We start from the raw sequence: 17,242 nt of genomic DNA on the forward strand, positions 1-17,242 counted from the left end.
AGAATCGCCGCGGGCGCGGGTTCAACCTTGCCTACATCGCCCATCAGGCGAAAGCCGGAAATTTGGGGGCGCTAGCAGTGCTCGCGCGCGAAGGCTGCAGCGGCACCGAACAGGCCAGGCTGCGGATGAGTGATCAGCTTGACCGGGATCGCCGCCATGAAATTTTCGAACCGCCCCTTGGAGACAAAGCGTTCGGGAAAGCCCGAGCGAACGAGATGGTCGCGAATCCGCAGGCCAAGCCCGCCCGCGATCACCACCCCGCGCGCTCCTTGCGCGAGCGCAAGGTCGCCCGCGACGCTGCCGAGCGACAGGCAGAAGCGATCGACCGCCGCGGCGGCGAGGCTATCTTCCTGCCCCATGCCGCGGGTCCAGATGGCGACATCCTCCTCCTGGGTTACCGGCCGTCCTTCCATCGCGGCGAGCGTTTCGTAAATATCAACGATGCCCGGCCCCGACACGATACGCTCGACCGACACGCGGCGATGGCGCTTTCTCAGCCGCGCAAGAATCGCGTCCTCGATGCTGTCGAGAGGCGCAAAATCGATATGCCCCCCCTCCGTCGCCTGGACGCGATAGGCGTCGCCATCGCGCCAGACGTGCGCGACGCCGAGACCGGTTCCGGGGCCGATGACGCTGATCGTCCCTTTCGCCGGCAAGGGCTCATCGGGGCCGCAAAGCCGCTCGAAATAGCGCGCATCGGCCTGCGCAACGGCGTGGCCCACGGCTTCAAAGTCATTGACGAGCACAAAAGAATCGACGTTCAGCTTCTCGCGGATCAGCGCCGGACGGATGATCCACGGGTTGTTGGTAAAGCGGATGATCTCGCCGCGCGTCGGCCCCGCGATGGCAATCGCGACCGCGCGCGGCAGGCTGCCGCTCTGGCGGCGCTCGAATTCCTGCCATGCCGTCTGGAAGCTTGCGTGATCCTCGGTATGGAGAGTCGTCGCCTCGCCGAGTGCGATGCAGCGTCCGCCCTCGACCGTGGCAATCGCAAAGCGCGCGTGGGTGCCGCCGATGTCGACCGTAACGATGGACTGGCTCATCTCTCTCCCTCGTGCGGCCTCGTGCCGCTTGGGTCTCAGATTGACGCCGTCGTTTCGGCGACGCAACAGGGCATAGCTATGCGCGCGCACCGACCCGGGGCAAGGCCCGCCCTTCAAATTGCCGCGCGCGCGTTCCATAGAAGGGACGAAGATCGTTGCGGGAGCGGGTGATGAACCATGAACAAGAGGCGGACCTTCCCTATCTGAAGAAGGTCGTCGGCGCCTCGATGGCGGGCACGGTCGTCGAATGGTACGAATTCTTTCTCTATGGCACAGCGGCAACGCTGGTGTTTGGCCAACTATTCTTCCCCGAAACGGGGAACGAGCTCGACGGGATCATCGCCGCCTTTGCCACCTATGCGGTCGGGTTCATCGCGCGGCCGCTCGGCGGCGTGGTGTTCGGCCATGTCGGCGATCGGATCGGGCGTAAATCCCTTCTTCAGTTCAGCCTGATCCTGATCGGCGCCTCGACCTTCCTTATGGGCTGCCTGCCGAGTTTTGAGAGCATCGGCTATTGGGCCCCGGGGCTCCTCGTACTCCTGCGGTTCATCCAGGGCTTCGCGCTCGGCGGCGAATGGGGCGGCGCGGTGCTGCTCGTGACCGAGCATAGTCCCAACCGGAGCCGCGCCTTTTGGGGCAGCTTTCCTCAGGCAGGCGTGCCGCTTGGCAATCTCCTCGCGACCGTTGTCCTCCTCATTCTTTCGGCAACGCTCTCCGAAGACGCCTTCCTCTCCTGGGGCTGGCGCGTGGGCTTCTGGCTTTCGGTCGTCATCGTGGGAATCGGCTATTACATCCGCACGCAGGTCGGCGATTCGCCAATCTTCGAGGCGGCGAAGGCAAAGGCCGAGCGCGCAGCCGAAGCCGGCTACGGCCTCGTTGAAGTGTTCAAGCGCTATCCGCGCGGCGTTTTCACGGCGATGGCGCTGCGCTTCGGCGAGAACATTGTCTATTATATGATCGTCACTTTCTCGATCACCTATCTCCATCACCGCGAGATCGATACGACACGCATCCTCGCCCTGCTGTTCGCGGCGCATATCCTCCACGTCATCGTGATTCCGCTCGTCGGCGCGCTCGCCGACCGGATCGGGAGGCGCCCCGTCTATATTGCGGGCGCGGCGCTCACCATGGCGTGGCCCTTTGCCGCCTTTCCGATGTTCGACACTGGCGGCACCGCGATGATCCTCGGCGCGATCATGCTCGGTCTTGCAGTTCATGCCTTCATGTACGCGCCGCAGCCCGCGATCATGGCGGAGATGTTTCCGACGCGGATGCGATATTCAGGCGTTTCGCTGGGCTATCAGGTGACCGCCATCGTCGCCGGGTCGTGGGCGCCGCTGATCGGCACAGCCTTGCTGCGCGAGTATGACAGCTGGGCGCCGATCGCGCTTTATATCCTGTTCGCAGGAGCGGTCAGTCTGATCGCTGCGTTCATGATGCGCGAGACGCGCGGTGCCTCGTTGGTCGCGATTGACGAAGCCGATGAAAGGCAGTCAGCGGTGCTTCAAGACGGATAAGCGCTGGATCAGGTCACCAACATCGTCGCTCCCGTCGCTGTCGCGTCCGCTGCCACGATTGCCCATCATGCCGCTATCGCCAGGCGCCGACCAAGCGCCTTGGTCAGCCTCAGCAGGGTATCGAGCGTCGGATTTCCTTCATCGCGAAGCGCACGGCAGAGGCCCGCAGGGGTGATTCCTGCCTCTTTGGCGATCGCTTGTCATGCCGCGCGCGCGGGCGACATCGGCGAGCGCGCTGCTAATGATGGCGGGGTCGAGGTCTTCGAAGGCTGCATCGAGATAGTGAAATATTTCGGGCTCGCCGCCGAGGCGTTCGGCAACGACATAGGTTTTGAGTTCGACCGACGTATTTAGAGTTGCGTCGCCCGCAGCCATGGAGCGTCACGTGAGTTTGCCCAAGCATGCGCCGTCGCGCTTGCCGGACCAGCCGAAAATGCGCGTGTGCTTTCCGGCCGAGGCAAAGCGGAAGGCCCCGGCGATCTCGGCGGGCGATACGACCGGGCGCTTCATCTACCGCGCCGTGCTCGACGTCACGATCGAGCATCGGCCTGCACGGGAAATGACCGCAAGGACATTGCGAAAATCGAGGTCTCATCGGAACAGCGCGAGGCGATGCAATGGCTCGCGGATGCGCTAGGCGAAGTCGGACGGGTCCGCACGGTGCTCGCCGAGCATAGGAACCGCATGTTCCCGGGCGGCATCCCCAAGTTCAACATGAGCCTCGACCGGAATTTCAATCCCGTCGAGCGGCCGAAGACGATCGCGGATATTCTGGTGTGGGGATGAGTATCAGCGAATGCACGACGAGGGTGGCGCCGCTTTGAAGTGATCGACCGCCATTGGTGCAGAATCCTGCCTCTCGGTCGAGGGGCCGGTTTCCTTATCGTTAGGTGAGTGCATGGCCGATCAAACGCACACCATAAAATGCGTCCATGCACCCCGTTCTGCTCATAAGTAACTCATTTTCAATAGCTTGGAAGGTGATCTCGAAAGCCGTCAGGGCATATTTTTAAAAGGCCGAGAAAAGCCTCGGTCGATGAAGCGGCCCCCAAAATGACCGGACAGTTCCTCACACTTATGTAAGAGTGAGGCATATGACCGACAGTAATCCCAGGAGCTATGTGCATGCGGAGGTTCTCGGAGGGGTTCAGCGCCGTAGGCGGTGGACCCCGGAAGAGAAGCTCCGCATGGTCGAAGAGACCTTCCTGCCCGGCAACAGCGTGTCGCGTGTGGCGCGCATGCACGGGGTGGCGCCGAACCAGCTGTTTGGCTGGCGCCGGCAGGCGGCAAGCGGCGCCCTGACCGCTACGGCCGTATGGCGTTGCAACGCTCTGCGAAGGGCCAAGCCTGATCATTGCGCCGCCGGCGTGTCGAACAGGATCGTGAGCAGCAGCCGCGCGTCTTCGACACCCTGAACGGAATGCGGATCGCCGCGCTCCAGATAGACCCAGTCTCCCGCGCCGAGTTCGATGTCCGATGGACCCAGCGTGACGCGGCCTTCCAGGCAGTGCAGCGTCAGATAACCGGCAACATGGTGTGGCGGTATGGTCGATCCGGCGGGAACGACGAGGTGAATGGCCTCAAACCGGTCCGATTTGACCAGCGCGGCCGTCCCGGTGGCGCCTCGTTCTGGCGCCAGCGATGGAAGATGAACCACTTCGCCGGGCTTTGCATGTTGGAGCGCCATTCTCAGATCCCCTTCGAGACAGTCTTATACAATCATATCCGACAACGCGCGAACGGTGCGGAAGTCACGAGCGCCACTGAATACTGAAGGCGTCAGCCCGCGCTGCTAGCAGGTCAACCCTTGGAACGGATGCCCGGAAACACTCGTTACTCTGAAGAACGAGGAGACTATGGCGAAATATTCCAAGGGCGACCATGTAAGCTGGAATTCCGAAGCCGGGCGGGTGAGCGGCAGGATCATCAAGCAGCATGAGCGGGATTTCGATTACAAAGGCCACCGGCATCGCGCCTCGAAGGAAGCGCCGCAGTACGAGATCGCCAGCGACAAGACCGACCACATCGCGGCGCACAAGGAAGACGCGCTGACGAAGATCGGCTGATGGCGGCGTCCTTCACGACCATCGGCCATTCGACCCGGAGTCTCGAAGAGTTCCTTGATATGCTGCGCGGAGCGCAGGTCGGCCTGCTGGTGGACGTGCGATCCTTTCCGAAGTCGCGCACCAATCCCGTGTTCAATACCGACCGTCTGCCGGCAGACCTGGAGAAGGTCCAGATCGGTTATCTGCACTGCCCGGCATTGGGCGGACGCCGTCCGAAACAGTCTGGGGTGGACGAAGGACTCAACGCCCTGTGGCGGGTGCAGAGCTTCCACAATTATGCCGATTATGCCTTGGGGGATGCGTTCGGCGCGGCCCTCGACACGATTACCCGACTGGGCAGCAAGCGGCGGCTGGCCTTGATGTGTTCGGAAGCGGTCTGGTGGCGATGCCACCGGCGCATCATCACCGACTATCTGCTCCTAAGCGGTCACGCTGTCGATCATCTCATGGGGCCCGGCCGGACGGATCAGGCCAAGCCCACACCCGGCGCCCAGCGAACCGAAATGGGTAAGGTGATCTATCGTCAGCGCGCTTAGTATCGCGTGCAACTGCTCACGGATCGCATCTCTGCTTGCGCCCGCCGCCAGGTGGTTAACTCCGAATACTCGCCCGCTGCCGAATAGACGCCGGTTTCCATACGAACCATGCTATGGTGCCGCTACGACCTCATGCTCCCGGTCCGAGGGGTAGCCCAGTCGTCGTTACCGGACCCGGCTTTCATCCCCGCAAGCTCTCCGGCTTCCCCGGAAGGGGGTCGTGATCGTGAGCCGAACCACCCATCCAGACGTCGCGCACAATCTGGCGCTGGCTATTCTAGCCTCGACTTCCGCGCCAGCGCTCCTGCTCGACGAGGATTTGAGCGTGATCGCCGCCAGCGCATCCTTTTACCGCACCTTCGCGCTTGATCCGCAGAAGGTAGCCGGGAAGCCGCTGTTCGAGCTCGGCGCGGGCGAGTGGCACGTGCCGCAGCTTCGATCGCTGCTTGGAGCGACCCTCTCCGGCCATGCGACGATCGAAGCCTATGAGATGGACCTCAGAGGCGATGCCGCGCCGCCTCGTGCTCAACGCCCAGAAGCTCGACTACGGCGATGCCGAACAAGTCCGCCTGCTCCTGACGATTTCCGATGTCACCGAGGCGCGGATCAGCGAGAAGCTGAAGGACGATCTGCTGCGCGAGAAGGCGATCCTGCTCCAGGAGCTTCAGCACCGCGTCGCCAACAGCCTGCAGATCATCGCCAGCGTGCTCATGCAGAGCGCGCGGCGGGTGCAGTCCGAGGAGACCCGAGGCCATCTCCACGATGCGCACAATCGGGTCATGTCGATCGCCACCGTCCAGCAGCAGCTCGCCGCGTCTAGGCTGGGCGATGTCGAGCTGCGCGGCTACCTCACCCAGCTCTGTCAGAGCCTCGGCGCATCGATGATCCACGATCATGACCAGGTGTCGCTGGCCGTCACCGCGGACGACAGCAGCGTGAACGCCGACATCTCCGTGAGTCTGGGACTGATCGTCACCGAGCTGGTGATCAACGCGCTCAAGCATGCTTTCCCCGGCGAGCGCAGCGGCAAGATCCTCGTCGATTATCTATCGCGGGGGCAGGACTGGACGCTATCGGTCAGCGACGACGGTGTCGGCACTCCCCAATCCCTGGCCGACGCCAAGCCGGGGCTTGGCACAAGCATTGTCGAGGCGCTGGCCAATCAGCTTAAAGCCACCGTCGACACTGCGGGCGCCCATCCCGGCACGACCGTCTCGATCGTCCACACTGTATCGGACGTAGGCGGCGTTGACCCGGCGAAAGTGGCATAGCGCCCGCGCGCCTCGATCCCGCGCCTCGCCTACAGTTCGAAGACGGGCTGAATTTGGCCTGGCGTAAGCGCATCAATGTCGGGGAACTCAACCAGTCCGCCGCCCGCCTTGCGCGTTAACCCACGCGTTGGGCTTTTGCAGACGTTTCGACGTCCGCGACGCAGGGGCCGCCACGCCTGCTACGCTGGCGTAGTCACGGCGGCTCCTAGGTAGGATACGGCGGCAAACGGCGGTATTTGGCGCCCCCGGAACGAATCGAACGTCCGACTCCCAGATTCGTAGGCTTTTCAGATTCACGGATTTCCAACGCTTACAGCGCTCCATGTTCATCCGTGTTAGGCCAAAAATAGCTTGTCCGCCGGCTCAAGAATCCTTCACCCTTGCAATTGTACAAATTTCTGCACATATGCACCCGTGCATAAACGAAGGAAATCGCCATGGACGTGACCACCTACACAGACGCTCGCGCCAACCTCAAGCGCGTGATGGATCGCGTCACCGAAAACCGCATGCAGGTGGTTGTCACTCGTCAGAAGGGCGAGGCCGTCGTTATGGTGTCCCTGTCCGACTGGAACGCTATGGAAGAGACGATGCACCTGCTGTCCACGCCGGCGAACGCTGCCCGTCTGCGCGCGTCTATTGGGCAGCTTGAAGCGGGGAACGGCACGGAGCGCGAGCTGCATCCGGCATGAAGATCATCTTCTCGGATCAGGCTTGGGAAGACTATCAGCACTGGATCAACAATGACCGTACCACGCTGGAGCGGGTCAACAGCCTGATCGAGCAATGCAGGCGGACGCCCTTCAAGGGAACCGGCAAGCCCGAACCGTTGAAGGGCAGCTTGCAAGGCTGGTGGTCGCGCCGGATCAATCAGGCCGACAGACTGGTCTATCGCGTCGAAGGTGCGGGCAAGGAGCAGCGTCTGGAAATCGCCCAAAGCCGCTTCCACTACGACTAGCCGACAGATCGGCGTGGGTGGCATTCACCAGCGCGGCATCGCCCTCAGGATCGGCAAGGGGGTGACCGTAGACGTCGATCGACATCTGGACGCGGCTATGCCCGAGCCAAGTCGTGAGGCGCTTGGGGTCCACCCCCTGCTTGATCCACGCGCTCGCACAGACGTGACGCAAGGCGCGGATGCCATAGCGAGGCGTCCTCACCGGATTACCCTTGTCATCCAGCTTGGACTTGGGCTTGCCCTTGACCATGACGGCACTCGATTTCTGTCCGACGGAAGTATCGCGCGGCAGAATGACATCGCACTCCGGACGACGGTCGAAACCGCTTCGATGGCCCCAAACCTTCCTGAGATTGTCCATCCACTGCTGGCGCCACTCTACGGCCTATTCGATTTCTTCGACTTGCCGATGACCTTGGTGTCCGATGAACTGGCGAAGATGCGCCGAGGCAATTTTTTGCTGCATTGTCCTTGTCCGTCGGCGTCAGGTCGCGTGCAATCACTCGGTCGCTAATATCAAACACTTAATGCACCGTGCGACTCGCCTGCTTGCACGCCATTCCACGCTACAGCCCGAAATCGTACCACGGGCAAGGGGCTGGCATTTTCCGACCTCCATGCTATATTACATGTAAATGAAATGGAGGTCCGGCATGACGGCAGTTTCAAAGGTAGAGCAGAACCGTGAGGGGGTGCGCGCGCATCGCGAGCGTTTGCGCGCCCAGGGGCTGCGGCCGATCCAGATTTGGGTGCCGGACGTGCGCGCGCCCAGCTTCAAGGCGCAGGCCCACAGCCAATCGCAGGCGGTGGCCGCCAGCGCCCACGCCCGTGAGGATCAAGCCTTCATCGACGCCGTGTCCGACTGGGACGATGAATGAAGCGCGGAGAGGTGTGGACCGTCTCCGGCGGCAAGGACTATGCGGGCAAACCCCGCCCTGCCGTGATCATGCAGGATAACAGCTTCGACGCGACGGATTCCATCACCGTCTGCGCCTTCACCACGGACCCGACCGAGGCCCCATTGTTTCGCCTCGTGGTGGAGCCCAACGAGCGTAACGGCCTGCGTTCGCCCTGCCGCCTGATGGTGGACAAGATCACCACCGTTCCCAAGGCCAAGCTGGGCGCGCAAATGGGCCGCCTCGATGACGAGGACATGCTGCGACTCAATCAGGCCATGGCGGTGTTTCTTGGCATGGCGGCATCGCGGCCGACCGGGCGGCCCAGGACGCCATGACCGGCCCGACTCGCCTCTGGCGCCGACCGAGCTTTAACACCGCTATCGCCCCTGGTCGGTGCGGGCCGAGTACAAATAGGCTGCTATCGGCGGCGAACGTCATGTGTCGCCGGGCGGTATCTTGCGACAATCGGGCCATGTCCCATCTACGCGCCCGTCGCCGCACCAATCGTCGCGCAATCGCGTGCGGCGTGCTGCCGGGCGACCTTTACGGCTACATCAGCCCGACGCCCCGTACCGGGCGCCCGGTCAAGAACGATCTTGCCGACTGGACCGTCACTGATGACTGGCCCGAGGTGGTTCCCATCACCGAGGCCGAAATCGATGTATTCGAGGCGTGGTTCGGCGACTTGTTCGACGAACTGCTCGAGCCTTGCCCATGATTTGAGGAGAAACCTGCCACGACCGTGCCGCTGCGCGCCGCCTTTGCTTGCGCGTCTCGACGGCGCGGCAGGCCGAGCATGATGTTCCCATTCCCGACCAGAAGCGCCAGGGCGAGGCCTATTGCGCCTCAAGCGGTTACAAGTTGGTCGAGACCTTCATCGAACCCGGCGCAACCGCCACCAACGACCGCCGCCCCGAGTTCCAGTGAAAGATCGAGGCGCGCACGTCGAAGCCCGCACCCTTCGACGTGGTGATCGTCCGTTCGTTCAGCCGCTTCTTCCGCGACGCCTTCGATATCGAGTTCTACGTCAGGAAACTGGCGAAGAACGGCGTCAAGCTCGTTTCCGTGACGCAGGACCTGGGGGACGACCCCATGCATGTCATGATGCGGCAAATCATGGCGCTGTTCGATGAGCATCAGACCAAGGAGAACGCCAAGCACGTCCTGCGGGCGATGAACGAAAACGCCCGGCAGGGCTTTTGGAACGGCGCGCGACCACCCATCGGATACCGGATCGTTGCGGCTGAGCAGCGCGGCGCCAAGATCAAGAAGAAGCTGGAGATCGATCCGCTGCGCGCCGACACCGTGCGGCTGATCTACCGCCTGTTCCTTGAAGGAGACGGCACATCCGGCCCGATGGGCGTCAAGGCCATCACTTGCCACCCCAACGAGCGGCGCATCTTCACCCGTGACGGCGGGCGCTGGGGGCTGGCTTCGATCCATCAGATACTCATCCGAACCACCTATATCGGCGAGCACAGGTTCAACACCCGCTCGCACAAGGATCGGGAGAAGAAGCCCGAGCGCGAGGTCGCGATCATGGCCTGCCCTCCCCTCATCGACCGCGAGACCTTCGATGCGGTGCAGGCTCGCCTCAAAGCCCGCGATCCCCGAATGACGCCCGCGCGCGTCACCAGCGGCCCCGCCCTCCTTACCGGCATCTGCTTTTGCGCCAAATGTGGAGGCGCGCTGACCATGCGCACCGGCAAGGGCAGCGCGGGCGGCCTCTATCGCTACTACACCCGCTCGACCAAGGCCCGGCAGGGCAAGACGGGGTGCGAAGGCCGCTCAATCCCGATGGACCGGCTCGATCAACTGGTCGCGAGCCATCTGGAGGAACGCTTGGCTTCAGCCCCAGCGGCTGGAAACCATCCTTGCCAGCGTCCTCGACCGCCGCCAGGAACGCACCGAGCGCCGCCGTGAGCATCTGGCCGAGCTTCACAAGCGCATCAGCGAGACCGAGCAGCGTCTGAAACGGCTCTACGACGCCATCGAGACCGGCGTTACCGAACTGGACGATTCGCTGAAGGAGCGCATTGCCGGGCTCAAGGCGATCCGAGAGCAGGCGAAGGCCGACGCCGAGCGGGCACAGAGCGCTCTCGACAGCAGCGGCAGCCGCGCCGTCACCCCCGATATGATCAGGAGGTTCGCCCGCACCGCGCGCGCGCGCATCCGCCAGGAAGGCGGCGGCCACCGCCGCGACCACCTGTGCGCGCTCGCGCGGCGCGTCGAGGAGGCCGACAAGGAGGTGCGGATCATGGGATCGAAGTCGGAACTGCTCCGCACGCTCGTCGCCGCCCAAGGCGGGCCATCGGCGGCGAACGGCGTTCGCGGTTCTGTACTGAAATGGCGCACCCGGAACGATTCGAACGTCCGACCCCCAGATTCGTAGTCTGGTGCTCTATCCAGCTGAGCTACGGGTGCGTGGAGAGGCGCCTTTAGGGCGCGCTGCGCAGGTGCGCAACCCCCTTTTTCCCTATTTTGCTTTGAGCGCCGCCTGCGCTGCCGCGAGCCGCGCAATCGGCACGCGATAGGGCGAGGCGCTGACGTAATCGAGCCCCGTTTTCTCGCAGAAATGGATGCTTGGCGCATCGCCGCCATGCTCGCCGCAAATGCCGAGCTTGATGCCCACACGCGCCGCGCGGCCGCGCTCCGCGGCGAGTTCGATCAGCTGCCCAACACCTTCGACATCGAGGCTGACAAAGGGATCGGTCACGAAAATGCCCTTGTCGACATATTGCGTGAGGAAACGCCCCGCATCGTCGCGGCTGATGCCGATTGTCGTCTGGGTGAGGTCGTTGGTGCCGAAACTGAAGAACTCAGCCGACTGCGCGATCTCGCCCGCCATCAGTGCAGCGCGCGGCAGTTCGATCATCGTGCCGACGAGATAGTCGATCTCACGCCCTTTTTCAGCAAATACGGCTTTGGCCGCTGTATCGACGACCCCCTTCATCAGATCGAACTCCCGCCGGGTGGCGACGAGCGGAATCATCACTTCAGGAACGGGCGAGGCACCGGATTCGGCGGCAACGTCGCACGCCGCCTCAAAAATCGCGCGCGCCTGCATCTCGTAGATTTCAGGATAGGTCACGCCGAGGCGGCAGCCGCGATGGCCGAGCATCGGATTAAACTCGTGGAGTTCGTTGGCGCGCGCCTTGAGCGCTTCGATTCCGACGCCCGCGGCGGCCGCAACCTCGGCGAAATCCTCCTCGCGCGTCGGCAGGAACTCGTGAAGCGGCGGGTCGAGCAGGCGGATGGTGACGGGAAGGCCTGCCATCACGCCGAAGATCGCCGCAAAATCGCCGCGCTGTTCAGAAAGCAGTTTGGCGAGTGCTGCGCGGCGGCCCTCCTCGCTGTCGGCGAGAATCATTTCGCGCACCGCGGTGATCCGCGCGGCGTCGAAGAACATATGCTCGGTGCGGCAGAGCCCGATGCCCTCGGCGCCGAAATCGCGCGCGACTTGCGCATCCTGCGGCGTTTCAGCGTTGGTGCGCACCTTCATGCGCCGTACCCTGTCGGCCCACGCCATCAGCGTCGCGAAATCACCGACCAGTTCGGGAAGCAGCGTCGGCACCTCGCCCGCCATCACCTCGCCGGTCGACCCGTCGAGCGTGATGACCTCGCCTTCGCGCAGCTCACGCCCCGCGACGCGCAGCACGCGGGCCGCGCCGTCGATCGCGAGGCCGCCGGCGCCCGAGACGCACGGACGGCCCATGCCGCGCGCCACGACCGCCGCGTGGCTGGTCATCCCGCCGCGCGCGGTCAGAATGCCCTTGGCGGCGTGCATGCCGTGGATATCCTCAGGGCTGGTCTCGACGCGCACAAGAATCACCGCCTCGCCCATGCCAGCGGCTTTCTCGGCGCTGTCGGCGTCGAACATGATCTTGCCCGATGCAGCGCCAGGACTTGCGGGAAGTCCCTTGGTCAGCACATCGCGCGGTGCCTTGGGATCGAGGGTCGGGTGGAGCAGCTGATCGAGCGCGCCGGGGTCGACGCGCTGCACGGCTTCCTCTTCGGAAATCAGGCCCTCAGCCGCCATGTCGACCGCGATCTTTAGCGCTGCCTTGGCGGTGCGCTTGCCCGAGCGCGTCTGGAGCATCCAGAGTTTTCCGCGCTCGACGGTGAACTCGATGTCCTGCATGTCGCGGTAGTGCGTCTCGAGCGTGTCAAAGACCCGGCCGAGTTCCGCGAAGGTCTCGGGCATCGCCTCTTCCATCGACAGCGGCTTGGCCCCCGCTTTTTCACGCGCTTGTCTGGTCAGATACTGCGGCGTTCGGATGCCGGCGACGACGTCCTCGCCTTGCGCATTGATCAGCCACTCGCCGTACCAGGCGCGCTCGCCCGTTGCAGGATCGCGCGTGAAGGCAACGCCCGTGGCCGAGGTATCGCCCATATTGCCGAACACCATCGCCTGGACATTGACGGCGGTGCCCCACTCGCCGGGAATCGAATTGAGGCGGCGATAGACTTTCGCGCGGTCGCTTTCCCAGCTTGCGAAGACGGCGCCGATCGCCCCCCAAAGCTGGTCCTTGGGCTCCTGCGGGAAAGGCGCGCCCGTCTCGCGCTCGACGATCGCGAGATATTCGAGAACCAGCGCCTGCCAATCCTCGGCGGTCATTTCGGTATCGAGATAGAAACCTTTGTCCTCTTTGGCGATTTCCAGCGCTTCCTCGAAGGCTGCATGGTCAAGACCCATGACCACGTCGGCATACATCTGGATGAAGCGGCGATAGCTGTCCCAGGCAAAGCGCGGGTCGCCCGAGGCCTCGACGAGACCAACGACTGTCTTGTCGTTGAGCCCGAGGTTGAGGACGGTATCCATCATACCCGGCATCGAGACGCGCGCGCCCGAGCGGACCGAGACGAGCAGCGGATTGGCGGGATCGCCGAAGCGCTTGCCGGTGATCCCCTCGATATGCGCGATGCCGTTTTCGACGTCCGCGGCGAGATCTGCGGGAAATTGCTCGCCGTTCGCATAATAGGCGGTGCAAACCTCGGTGGTGATCGTAAAGCCCGGGGGCACCGGCAGGCCAATCGAGGCCATTTCGGCGAGGTTCGCCCCCTTGCCGCCCAGCAGCTCCTTCGAACGCTCGGCCGTGGTGGCCGCGCCGCCGAACAAATGCACCATCTTCGTCATCATATGCTCCTGTTGCCCCGGGGAGGAGATTGCGGGGAAATAGGGTCGATCCGCTACCGGGTCGACTCAGTTTTGCTTTAGCGGTGTCAGGCGGGCCTGCCTCCGTGACGGACCTGCCAGTGATCGTAAATCGCCTGCCCCGCGCCGCCGCCAAAGGTCAGGATCGGCACGTCGCGGCGAAGCGCGAGCGACCAGGCCTTGATCCACAAAGTCTTGCGCGGCTCGATGGATCCGATCTGCTCCCAGCCGATATGGAGCGGCGGATGGAACAGTCGAAAAAGGACGGGCGGACGCAGATAGATGCCGTGCTGGTCGAGCCAGACGTTCATCACATTCTTGTAGCTGACCCCGCCGGGAAAGCGGCCGATGACCATCGTCGCCCACGAAAAGCGCCGCGCATCGGCCGGGATCGAGCGATCCCACGCAAAGGCCGGCAGATATTTCGACCAGCCCAACAGCGACAGGATGCGCGTGACTATCAGCCACATCGCGGCAAAGAACAGCGGAAAGCCGACCGCAAAGATCCAGACGAGATGCGCTTCGTTCATGGCATCCCTTCCCGCGCGCCGCCGCGCCTACCCTTCGATCTTCGAGAAATCGGCAACGCCATGCACCGCCCCGGTGAAGCGCGACAGCAGGCCGAGGCGATAGGCGCGGACCGCTTCGTCGGGGTCGTTGACCATCACGCCGTCGAAGAAGGCGTCGATCGGCGCGCGAAGCGACGCGAGCGCGGCCATCGCATCGGTGAAGCATTCATCGGCGACCGCAGCGGCGGCGGCGGGTTCGGCGGCGTCGAGGGCGGCGAGAAGGGCTCGATCCATCTCCGTCGCCCCACCGAAAGCTGGGGCCGCATTCATCGGTTCACCGTCGACAGCGATCCCAGCTTGCGCTGGGATGACTGTATCTTTGCCCGCCTGCTTCAGGATATTCGCCGCGCGCTTGTAACCCGCGAGCAGGTTGGTGCCGTCCTCGGTCGCCATGAAGGCTTGAAGTGCCTTCACGCGCGCGAGCAAGCGAACGAGATCATCCTCGCCGCCGAGCGCAAACACCGCGTCGATCAGATCGTGGCGGACACCAGCCTCGCGTTGTTGGACTTTGAGGCGTTGAGGGAAAGACTCAGTCAAAGACCAAATAGCCATCGCTGCATCTGTAACGCGAGTGTCATTAGAACTGGTCCGAAATGATTGGACACCAGCTCGGCTGCGGAGATGCTGCACGAACGATTCTTCTATTTCGGATTTCATTGCTTCCACGCCGCCAAAATCCAAATAGCAGCCGCCATACCAAACCTTCGACGCGAGATAGAGCAAGTAGGCCAAACTCACGCGGATGCGATTAGTGAGAATCAGCGCAATGATCGAAAGCTCGGCGCGACGTAGAGCGAACGGATCTTTCGATCCGGTTGGGGTCATTTCGTGGAGATAGAACGCAAATAGGGTATCCAGCTTATCCGCCAGCGCCACGGCCACCGTCACCGGCGCGGTGGGCACGTCATCGCCCTGCCCGACCGGCTTGTAATGGTCGCGGATCGCGTCCGCGACGGCGTCGGGCAGACCCTCGGAGCGGGCGTAATAGCCGCCCATCAGCCCTTGCAGTTCGGGAAACTCGCCGACCATCTCGGTAACGAGGTCGGCCTTGGCTAACTTCGCCGCCTGCCGCGCCAACGCGGGGTCGCCGTTCGGGACGATGCCTTCGCTGGCCAGCCATTCGGCGAGCTTCGCGACGCGCTCGACCTTGTCGGCCACCGTGCCCAGCTTTTCGTGGAAGGTGATGCGATCGAGCTTCTTCGCGTGATCCGCGAGGCTGGTCTTGCGATCCTGTTCCCAGAAGAAGCGCGCGTCCGACAAACGCGCGGCAAGCACCTTGCGGTTGCCCGCAACGATCTCGGCGCCGCCGTCGCTCGCATCGATATTCGCAGTGCAGATAAAGCCATTGGCCAGCTTGCCGTCCGGTCCGTTCACCACGAAATATTTCTGGTTCACGCGCGCGGTGAGCTGGATGACCTCGGGCGGCACTTCCAGAAAGGCCTCGTCGAAGCGGCCGAGAAGCGGCACCGGCCACTCGGTGAGACCTGCGTTCTCGATCACCAGCCCCTCATCCTCGACAAGGGCAAGGCCGGCATCGGCTGCAGCCTTGGCGGCGCCGTCGCGGATGATCGCGGCGCGTTCCTCATGATCGACGATCACGTGGCAGGCGCGCAGCTTCTCGGCATAGTCGGCGGCCGAACCGATGGTGATCTCGCCAGGGCAATGGAAGCGGTGACCGCGCGTTGCAAAGCCCGAGGCGATACCGCCGATTTCGCAGGGCACCAGCTCCTCGCCGAAGATTGCGACGATCCCCGAAAGCGGACGCACCCAGCGCAGGCTTTCGCTGCTCGCGCTTTCCAGACCCCAGCGCATCGATTTCGGCCAGGCAAAGCTACGGATAATCGCCGGGATCGCCTCGGCGAGGACATCCTTGGTCGCACGCCCGGGCTTGTCGATTACCGCGAAATAGACCCCGTCCCGATCTTCAAGCTGGTCCCGGGTCAAACCGGTCTTGCGCAGGAAGCCTTCGAGCGCCTGCGGCGGTGCATTGGTGCGCGGCCCCTTCCATTCTTCGCTCACCGCTGCGGTCGCCTCGGGAAGGCCTTTGGCGATGAGCGCAAGACGCCGCGGGGTCGACCAGACATCGAGTTCCCCCGCATCAAGGCCCGCAGCGCTCAGCTGGGCGCGGAACAGTTTTTCAATTTCGGCGCGCGCTCCGGCCTGCATGCGCGCCGGGATTTCCTCGCTGCGCAGTTCGAGAAGAAAGTCGGTCACAGCGTCCACCCCGGATATTGCGCACTCCAGCGTTCGGACTGGCTGTCGATCCATGCCTTGCAGCTGCCTTTCGCAAGGTCGCGCACGCGCGCCATGTAATTGGCGCGTTCCTGGACGCTGATCACGCCGCGCGCCTGGAGGAGGTTGAAAAGATGGCTCGCCTCGATCGCCTGGTCATAGGCGGCGAGCGGGACGCCCGCAGCGATCGCGCGCTTGCATTCTTCCTCGGCAGCCCTGAAGCCCCCGAAAAGCGTATCGGTATCGGCGACCTCGAAATTCCACTTTGAAAACTGGCGCTCATTTTCAAGAAACACGTCGCCATAGCTGACCCCGGGCACATCGCCGACAGGGTCGGAGAAGCGCAGGTCGTACACATTGTCGACGTTCTGGATATACATGGCGAGGCGCTCGAGCCCGTAGGTGAGCTCGCCTGCGACGGGCTTGCAGTCGAAGCCGCCCATCTGCTGGAAATAGGTGAACTGGGTGACTTCCATACCGTCGCACCAGACTTCCCAGCCAAGACCCCATGCGCCAAGCGTTGGCGATTCCCAGTCATCCTCGACGAAGCGGATGTCGTGAAGCAAGGGATCGATGCCGATCGCGGCGAGGCTGCCGAGATATTGTTCCTGAAGGTCCGCAGGCGATGGCTTCAATATGACCTGATATTGGTAATAGTGCTGGAGGCGGTTCGGATTCTCGCCGTAGCGGCCGTCGGTCGGACGGCGGCTCGGCTGGACATAGGCGACGTTCCAGGGCTCGGGGCCGAGGCTGCGCAGCGTCGTTGCGGGATGAAAGGTCCCTGCGCCGACGCGCATGTCATAGGGTTGGAGGATCGCGCAGCCGCGGGCGGACCAGTAGGCGTGAAGCGTCAGGATCATGTCCTGAAAGCTAAGGGGTGTCTTATCCGCCGCGTCGGCCACGTTTTGCCTTCTTTCGCAGGTGCAACAATTGCCGCAGCCCTTGGCGCAGCGCGGGCGCAGGGTCAAGGGTTGCGCGGAGCAGAAGGCCGCAAAA

20 protein-coding genes, 1 tRNA gene and 3 pseudogenes are annotated in these 17,242 nt (G+C 63.4%); 14 read left to right on the top strand and 10 right to left on the bottom strand.

Translation table 11 applies throughout. The features are described from left to right. Positions 1 to 71: 71 nt before the first annotated feature. On the bottom strand, positions 72 to 1,043 hold the full coding sequence (locus B5X69_RS11850; RefSeq protein ID WP_079638970.1) for a glucokinase: 972 nt from the start codon (positions 1,041 to 1,043) through the stop codon (positions 72 to 74). 170 nt (positions 1,044 to 1,213) lie between these two features. Between B5X69_RS11850 and B5X69_RS11855 the strand changes: the two genes are divergently transcribed. Then, positions 1,214 to 2,560, top strand: coding sequence for an MFS transporter (locus B5X69_RS11855; protein ID WP_079638911.1), 1,347 nt, complete (start codon positions 1,214 to 1,216; stop codon positions 2,558 to 2,560). A gap of 65 nt (positions 2,561 to 2,625) precedes the next feature. Here the strand turns inward: B5X69_RS11855 and B5X69_RS22435 are convergent, their stop codons facing one another. Genes B5X69_RS22435 through B5X69_RS22255 form a run of 3 tightly spaced genes read right to left on the bottom strand, consistent with a single transcriptional unit; the run spans position 2,626 to position 3,070 of the window. Continuing rightward, positions 2,626 to 2,754: a helix-turn-helix domain-containing transcriptional regulator gene (locus B5X69_RS22435; RefSeq protein WP_425441513.1), complete on the bottom strand. Its 129-nt coding sequence runs from the start codon at positions 2,752 to 2,754 to the stop codon at positions 2,626 to 2,628. Beyond that, positions 2,699 to 2,935, bottom strand: coding sequence for a helix-turn-helix domain-containing protein (locus tag B5X69_RS22560; protein WP_483881676.1), 237 nt, complete (start codon positions 2,933 to 2,935; stop codon positions 2,699 to 2,701). Before B5X69_RS22560 ends, B5X69_RS22435 begins: the two co-directional genes overlap by 56 nt. A gap of 6 nt (positions 2,936 to 2,941) precedes the next feature. Further along, the gene (locus B5X69_RS22255; RefSeq protein ID WP_281250931.1) at positions 2,942 to 3,070 is read right to left on the bottom strand and encodes a hypothetical protein; all 129 of its coding nucleotides are present in this window, start codon (positions 3,068 to 3,070) and stop codon (positions 2,942 to 2,944) included. A gap of 102 nt (positions 3,071 to 3,172) precedes the next feature. Here B5X69_RS22255 and B5X69_RS21490 point away from each other — a divergent pair, with 102 nt between their 5' ends. Beyond that, positions 3,173 to 3,346, top strand: coding sequence for a hypothetical protein (locus tag B5X69_RS21490; RefSeq protein WP_176141586.1), 174 nt, complete (start codon positions 3,173 to 3,175; stop codon positions 3,344 to 3,346). Between the two features lie 308 nt (positions 3,347 to 3,654). Continuing rightward, positions 3,655 to 3,867, top strand: a pseudogene (locus B5X69_RS11865) (transposase); the annotation flags it as partial. Positions 3,868 to 3,911: 44 nt separating this feature from the next. Here B5X69_RS11865 and B5X69_RS11870 read toward each other — a convergent pair. After that, the gene (locus tag B5X69_RS11870) at positions 3,912 to 4,247 is read right to left on the bottom strand and encodes a cupin domain-containing protein (RefSeq protein WP_079638913.1); all 336 of its coding nucleotides are present in this window, start codon (positions 4,245 to 4,247) and stop codon (positions 3,912 to 3,914) included. A gap of 169 nt (positions 4,248 to 4,416) precedes the next feature. On the opposite strand from B5X69_RS11870, the gene B5X69_RS11875 reads away from it, so the two are divergent. The 11 genes and pseudogenes from B5X69_RS11875 to B5X69_RS21975 all read left to right on the top strand — a co-directional run bounded on the left by B5X69_RS11875 (position 4,417) and on the right by B5X69_RS21975 (position 10,213). Continuing rightward, complete coding sequence (locus tag B5X69_RS11875) at positions 4,417 to 4,626, top strand: hypervirulence associated TUDOR domain-containing protein (RefSeq protein WP_079638914.1); 210 nt, start codon at positions 4,417 to 4,419, stop codon at positions 4,624 to 4,626. Then, positions 4,626 to 5,162, top strand: coding sequence for a DUF488 domain-containing protein (locus B5X69_RS11880; RefSeq protein WP_079638915.1), 537 nt, complete (start codon positions 4,626 to 4,628; stop codon positions 5,160 to 5,162). Before B5X69_RS11875 ends, B5X69_RS11880 begins: the two co-directional genes overlap by 1 nt. A gap of 325 nt (positions 5,163 to 5,487) precedes the next feature. Continuing rightward, positions 5,488 to 5,589: pseudogene (locus tag B5X69_RS21965) on the top strand (hypothetical protein); the annotation flags it as partial. Between the two features lie 58 nt (positions 5,590 to 5,647). Continuing rightward, complete coding sequence (locus B5X69_RS11885) at positions 5,648 to 6,433, top strand: sensor histidine kinase (protein WP_245798712.1); 786 nt, start codon at positions 5,648 to 5,650, stop codon at positions 6,431 to 6,433. Positions 6,434 to 6,870: 437 nt separating this feature from the next. After that, complete coding sequence (locus B5X69_RS11890; RefSeq protein WP_079638916.1) at positions 6,871 to 7,125, top strand: type II toxin-antitoxin system Phd/YefM family antitoxin; 255 nt, start codon at positions 6,871 to 6,873, stop codon at positions 7,123 to 7,125. After that, positions 7,122 to 7,391 (top strand): Txe/YoeB family addiction module toxin, encoded by a 270-nt coding sequence (locus B5X69_RS11895; protein WP_079638917.1) that lies wholly within the window; start codon positions 7,122 to 7,124, stop codon positions 7,389 to 7,391. The genes B5X69_RS11890 and B5X69_RS11895 overlap by 4 nt, the downstream gene beginning before the upstream one ends. A gap of 653 nt (positions 7,392 to 8,044) precedes the next feature. Next, positions 8,045 to 8,269, top strand: a complete 225-nt coding sequence (locus B5X69_RS11905) for an antitoxin MazE family protein (protein WP_079638971.1) — start codon at positions 8,045 to 8,047, stop codon at positions 8,267 to 8,269. Continuing rightward, complete coding sequence (locus tag B5X69_RS11910) at positions 8,266 to 8,625, top strand: type II toxin-antitoxin system PemK/MazF family toxin (RefSeq protein ID WP_079638919.1); 360 nt, start codon at positions 8,266 to 8,268, stop codon at positions 8,623 to 8,625. Before B5X69_RS11905 ends, B5X69_RS11910 begins: the two co-directional genes overlap by 4 nt. 137 nt (positions 8,626 to 8,762) lie before the next feature. After that, positions 8,763 to 9,008 carry a hypothetical protein gene (locus B5X69_RS11915; protein WP_139375768.1) on the top strand — a complete coding sequence of 82 codons (246 nt, stop codon included), beginning with the start codon at positions 8,763 to 8,765 and terminating at the stop codon, positions 9,006 to 9,008. 47 nt (positions 9,009 to 9,055) lie between these two features. Continuing rightward, a pseudogene (locus B5X69_RS21970) lies at positions 9,056 to 9,835 on the top strand (recombinase family protein); the annotation flags it as partial. 150 nt (positions 9,836 to 9,985) lie between these two features. Then, positions 9,986 to 10,213, top strand: a complete 228-nt coding sequence (locus tag B5X69_RS21975) for a recombinase zinc ribbon domain-containing protein (RefSeq protein WP_245798718.1) — start codon at positions 9,986 to 9,988, stop codon at positions 10,211 to 10,213. Between the two features lie 424 nt (positions 10,214 to 10,637). Here the strand turns inward: B5X69_RS21975 and B5X69_RS11925 are convergent. From B5X69_RS11925 to B5X69_RS11945, 5 genes are all read right to left on the bottom strand, one after another. After that, positions 10,638 to 10,714, bottom strand: a tRNA-Arg gene (locus B5X69_RS11925). A gap of 52 nt (positions 10,715 to 10,766) precedes the next feature. After that, on the bottom strand, positions 10,767 to 13,427 hold the full coding sequence (gene ppdK / locus B5X69_RS11930) for a pyruvate, phosphate dikinase (protein WP_079638973.1): 2,661 nt from the start codon (positions 13,425 to 13,427) through the stop codon (positions 10,767 to 10,769). An 86-nt stretch (positions 13,428 to 13,513) separates the two neighbouring features. Next, positions 13,514 to 13,975: a hypothetical protein gene (locus B5X69_RS11935; RefSeq protein WP_079638920.1), complete on the bottom strand. Its 462-nt coding sequence runs from the start codon at positions 13,973 to 13,975 to the stop codon at positions 13,514 to 13,516. A 27-nt stretch (positions 13,976 to 14,002) separates the two neighbouring features. Then, the gene (gene glyS / locus B5X69_RS11940) at positions 14,003 to 16,228 is read right to left on the bottom strand and encodes a glycine--tRNA ligase subunit beta (protein WP_079638974.1); all 2,226 of its coding nucleotides are present in this window, start codon (positions 16,226 to 16,228) and stop codon (positions 14,003 to 14,005) included. Next, positions 16,225 to 17,106: a glycine--tRNA ligase subunit alpha gene (locus B5X69_RS11945; protein ID WP_079638921.1), complete on the bottom strand. Its 882-nt coding sequence runs from the start codon at positions 17,104 to 17,106 to the stop codon at positions 16,225 to 16,227. Before B5X69_RS11945 ends, glyS begins: the two co-directional genes overlap by 4 nt. Between the last annotated feature and the right edge of the window lie 136 nt (positions 17,107 to 17,242).

This window comes from Sphingopyxis flava, assembly GCF_900168005.1.
Classification (GTDB): domain Bacteria; phylum Pseudomonadota; class Alphaproteobacteria; order Sphingomonadales; family Sphingomonadaceae; genus Sphingopyxis; species Sphingopyxis flava.

Excerpts from the sequence above, each read along its gene's own strand:
- B5X69_RS11850 (WP_079638970.1), bottom strand. The coding sequence starts at position 1,043 with ATGAGCCAGTCCATCGTTACGGTCGACATCGGCGGCACCCACGCGCGC.
- B5X69_RS11855 (WP_079638911.1), top strand. The coding sequence starts at position 1,214 with ATGAACCATGAACAAGAGGCGGACCTTCCCTATCTGAAGAAGGTCGTC.
- B5X69_RS22560 (WP_483881676.1), bottom strand. The coding sequence starts at position 2,935 with ATGGCTGCGGGCGACGCAACTCTAAATACGTCGGTCGAACTCAAAACC.
- B5X69_RS22255 (WP_281250931.1), bottom strand. The coding sequence starts at position 3,070 with ATGAAGCGCCCGGTCGTATCGCCCGCCGAGATCGCCGGGGCCTTCCGC.
- B5X69_RS21490 (WP_176141586.1), top strand. The coding sequence starts at position 3,173 with ATGCAATGGCTCGCGGATGCGCTAGGCGAAGTCGGACGGGTCCGCACG.
- B5X69_RS11870 (WP_079638913.1), bottom strand. The coding sequence starts at position 4,247 with ATGGCGCTCCAACATGCAAAGCCCGGCGAAGTGGTTCATCTTCCATCG.
- B5X69_RS11875 (WP_079638914.1), top strand. The coding sequence starts at position 4,417 with ATGGCGAAATATTCCAAGGGCGACCATGTAAGCTGGAATTCCGAAGCC.
- B5X69_RS11880 (WP_079638915.1), top strand. The coding sequence starts at position 4,626 with ATGGCGGCGTCCTTCACGACCATCGGCCATTCGACCCGGAGTCTCGAA.
- B5X69_RS11885 (WP_245798712.1), top strand. The coding sequence starts at position 5,648 with ATGAGATGGACCTCAGAGGCGATGCCGCGCCGCCTCGTGCTCAACGCC.
- B5X69_RS11890 (WP_079638916.1), top strand. The coding sequence starts at position 6,871 with ATGGACGTGACCACCTACACAGACGCTCGCGCCAACCTCAAGCGCGTG.
- B5X69_RS11895 (WP_079638917.1), top strand. The coding sequence starts at position 7,122 with ATGAAGATCATCTTCTCGGATCAGGCTTGGGAAGACTATCAGCACTGG.
- B5X69_RS11905 (WP_079638971.1), top strand. The coding sequence starts at position 8,045 with ATGACGGCAGTTTCAAAGGTAGAGCAGAACCGTGAGGGGGTGCGCGCG.
- B5X69_RS11910 (WP_079638919.1), top strand. The coding sequence starts at position 8,266 with ATGAAGCGCGGAGAGGTGTGGACCGTCTCCGGCGGCAAGGACTATGCG.
- B5X69_RS11915 (WP_139375768.1), top strand. The coding sequence starts at position 8,763 with ATGTCCCATCTACGCGCCCGTCGCCGCACCAATCGTCGCGCAATCGCG.
- B5X69_RS21975 (WP_245798718.1), top strand. The coding sequence starts at position 9,986 with ATGCGCACCGGCAAGGGCAGCGCGGGCGGCCTCTATCGCTACTACACC.
- ppdK (WP_079638973.1), bottom strand. The coding sequence starts at position 13,427 with ATGACGAAGATGGTGCATTTGTTCGGCGGCGCGGCCACCACGGCCGAG.
- B5X69_RS11935 (WP_079638920.1), bottom strand. The coding sequence starts at position 13,975 with ATGAACGAAGCGCATCTCGTCTGGATCTTTGCGGTCGGCTTTCCGCTG.
- B5X69_RS11945 (WP_079638921.1), bottom strand. The coding sequence starts at position 17,106 with ATGATCCTGACGCTTCACGCCTACTGGTCCGCCCGCGGCTGCGCGATC.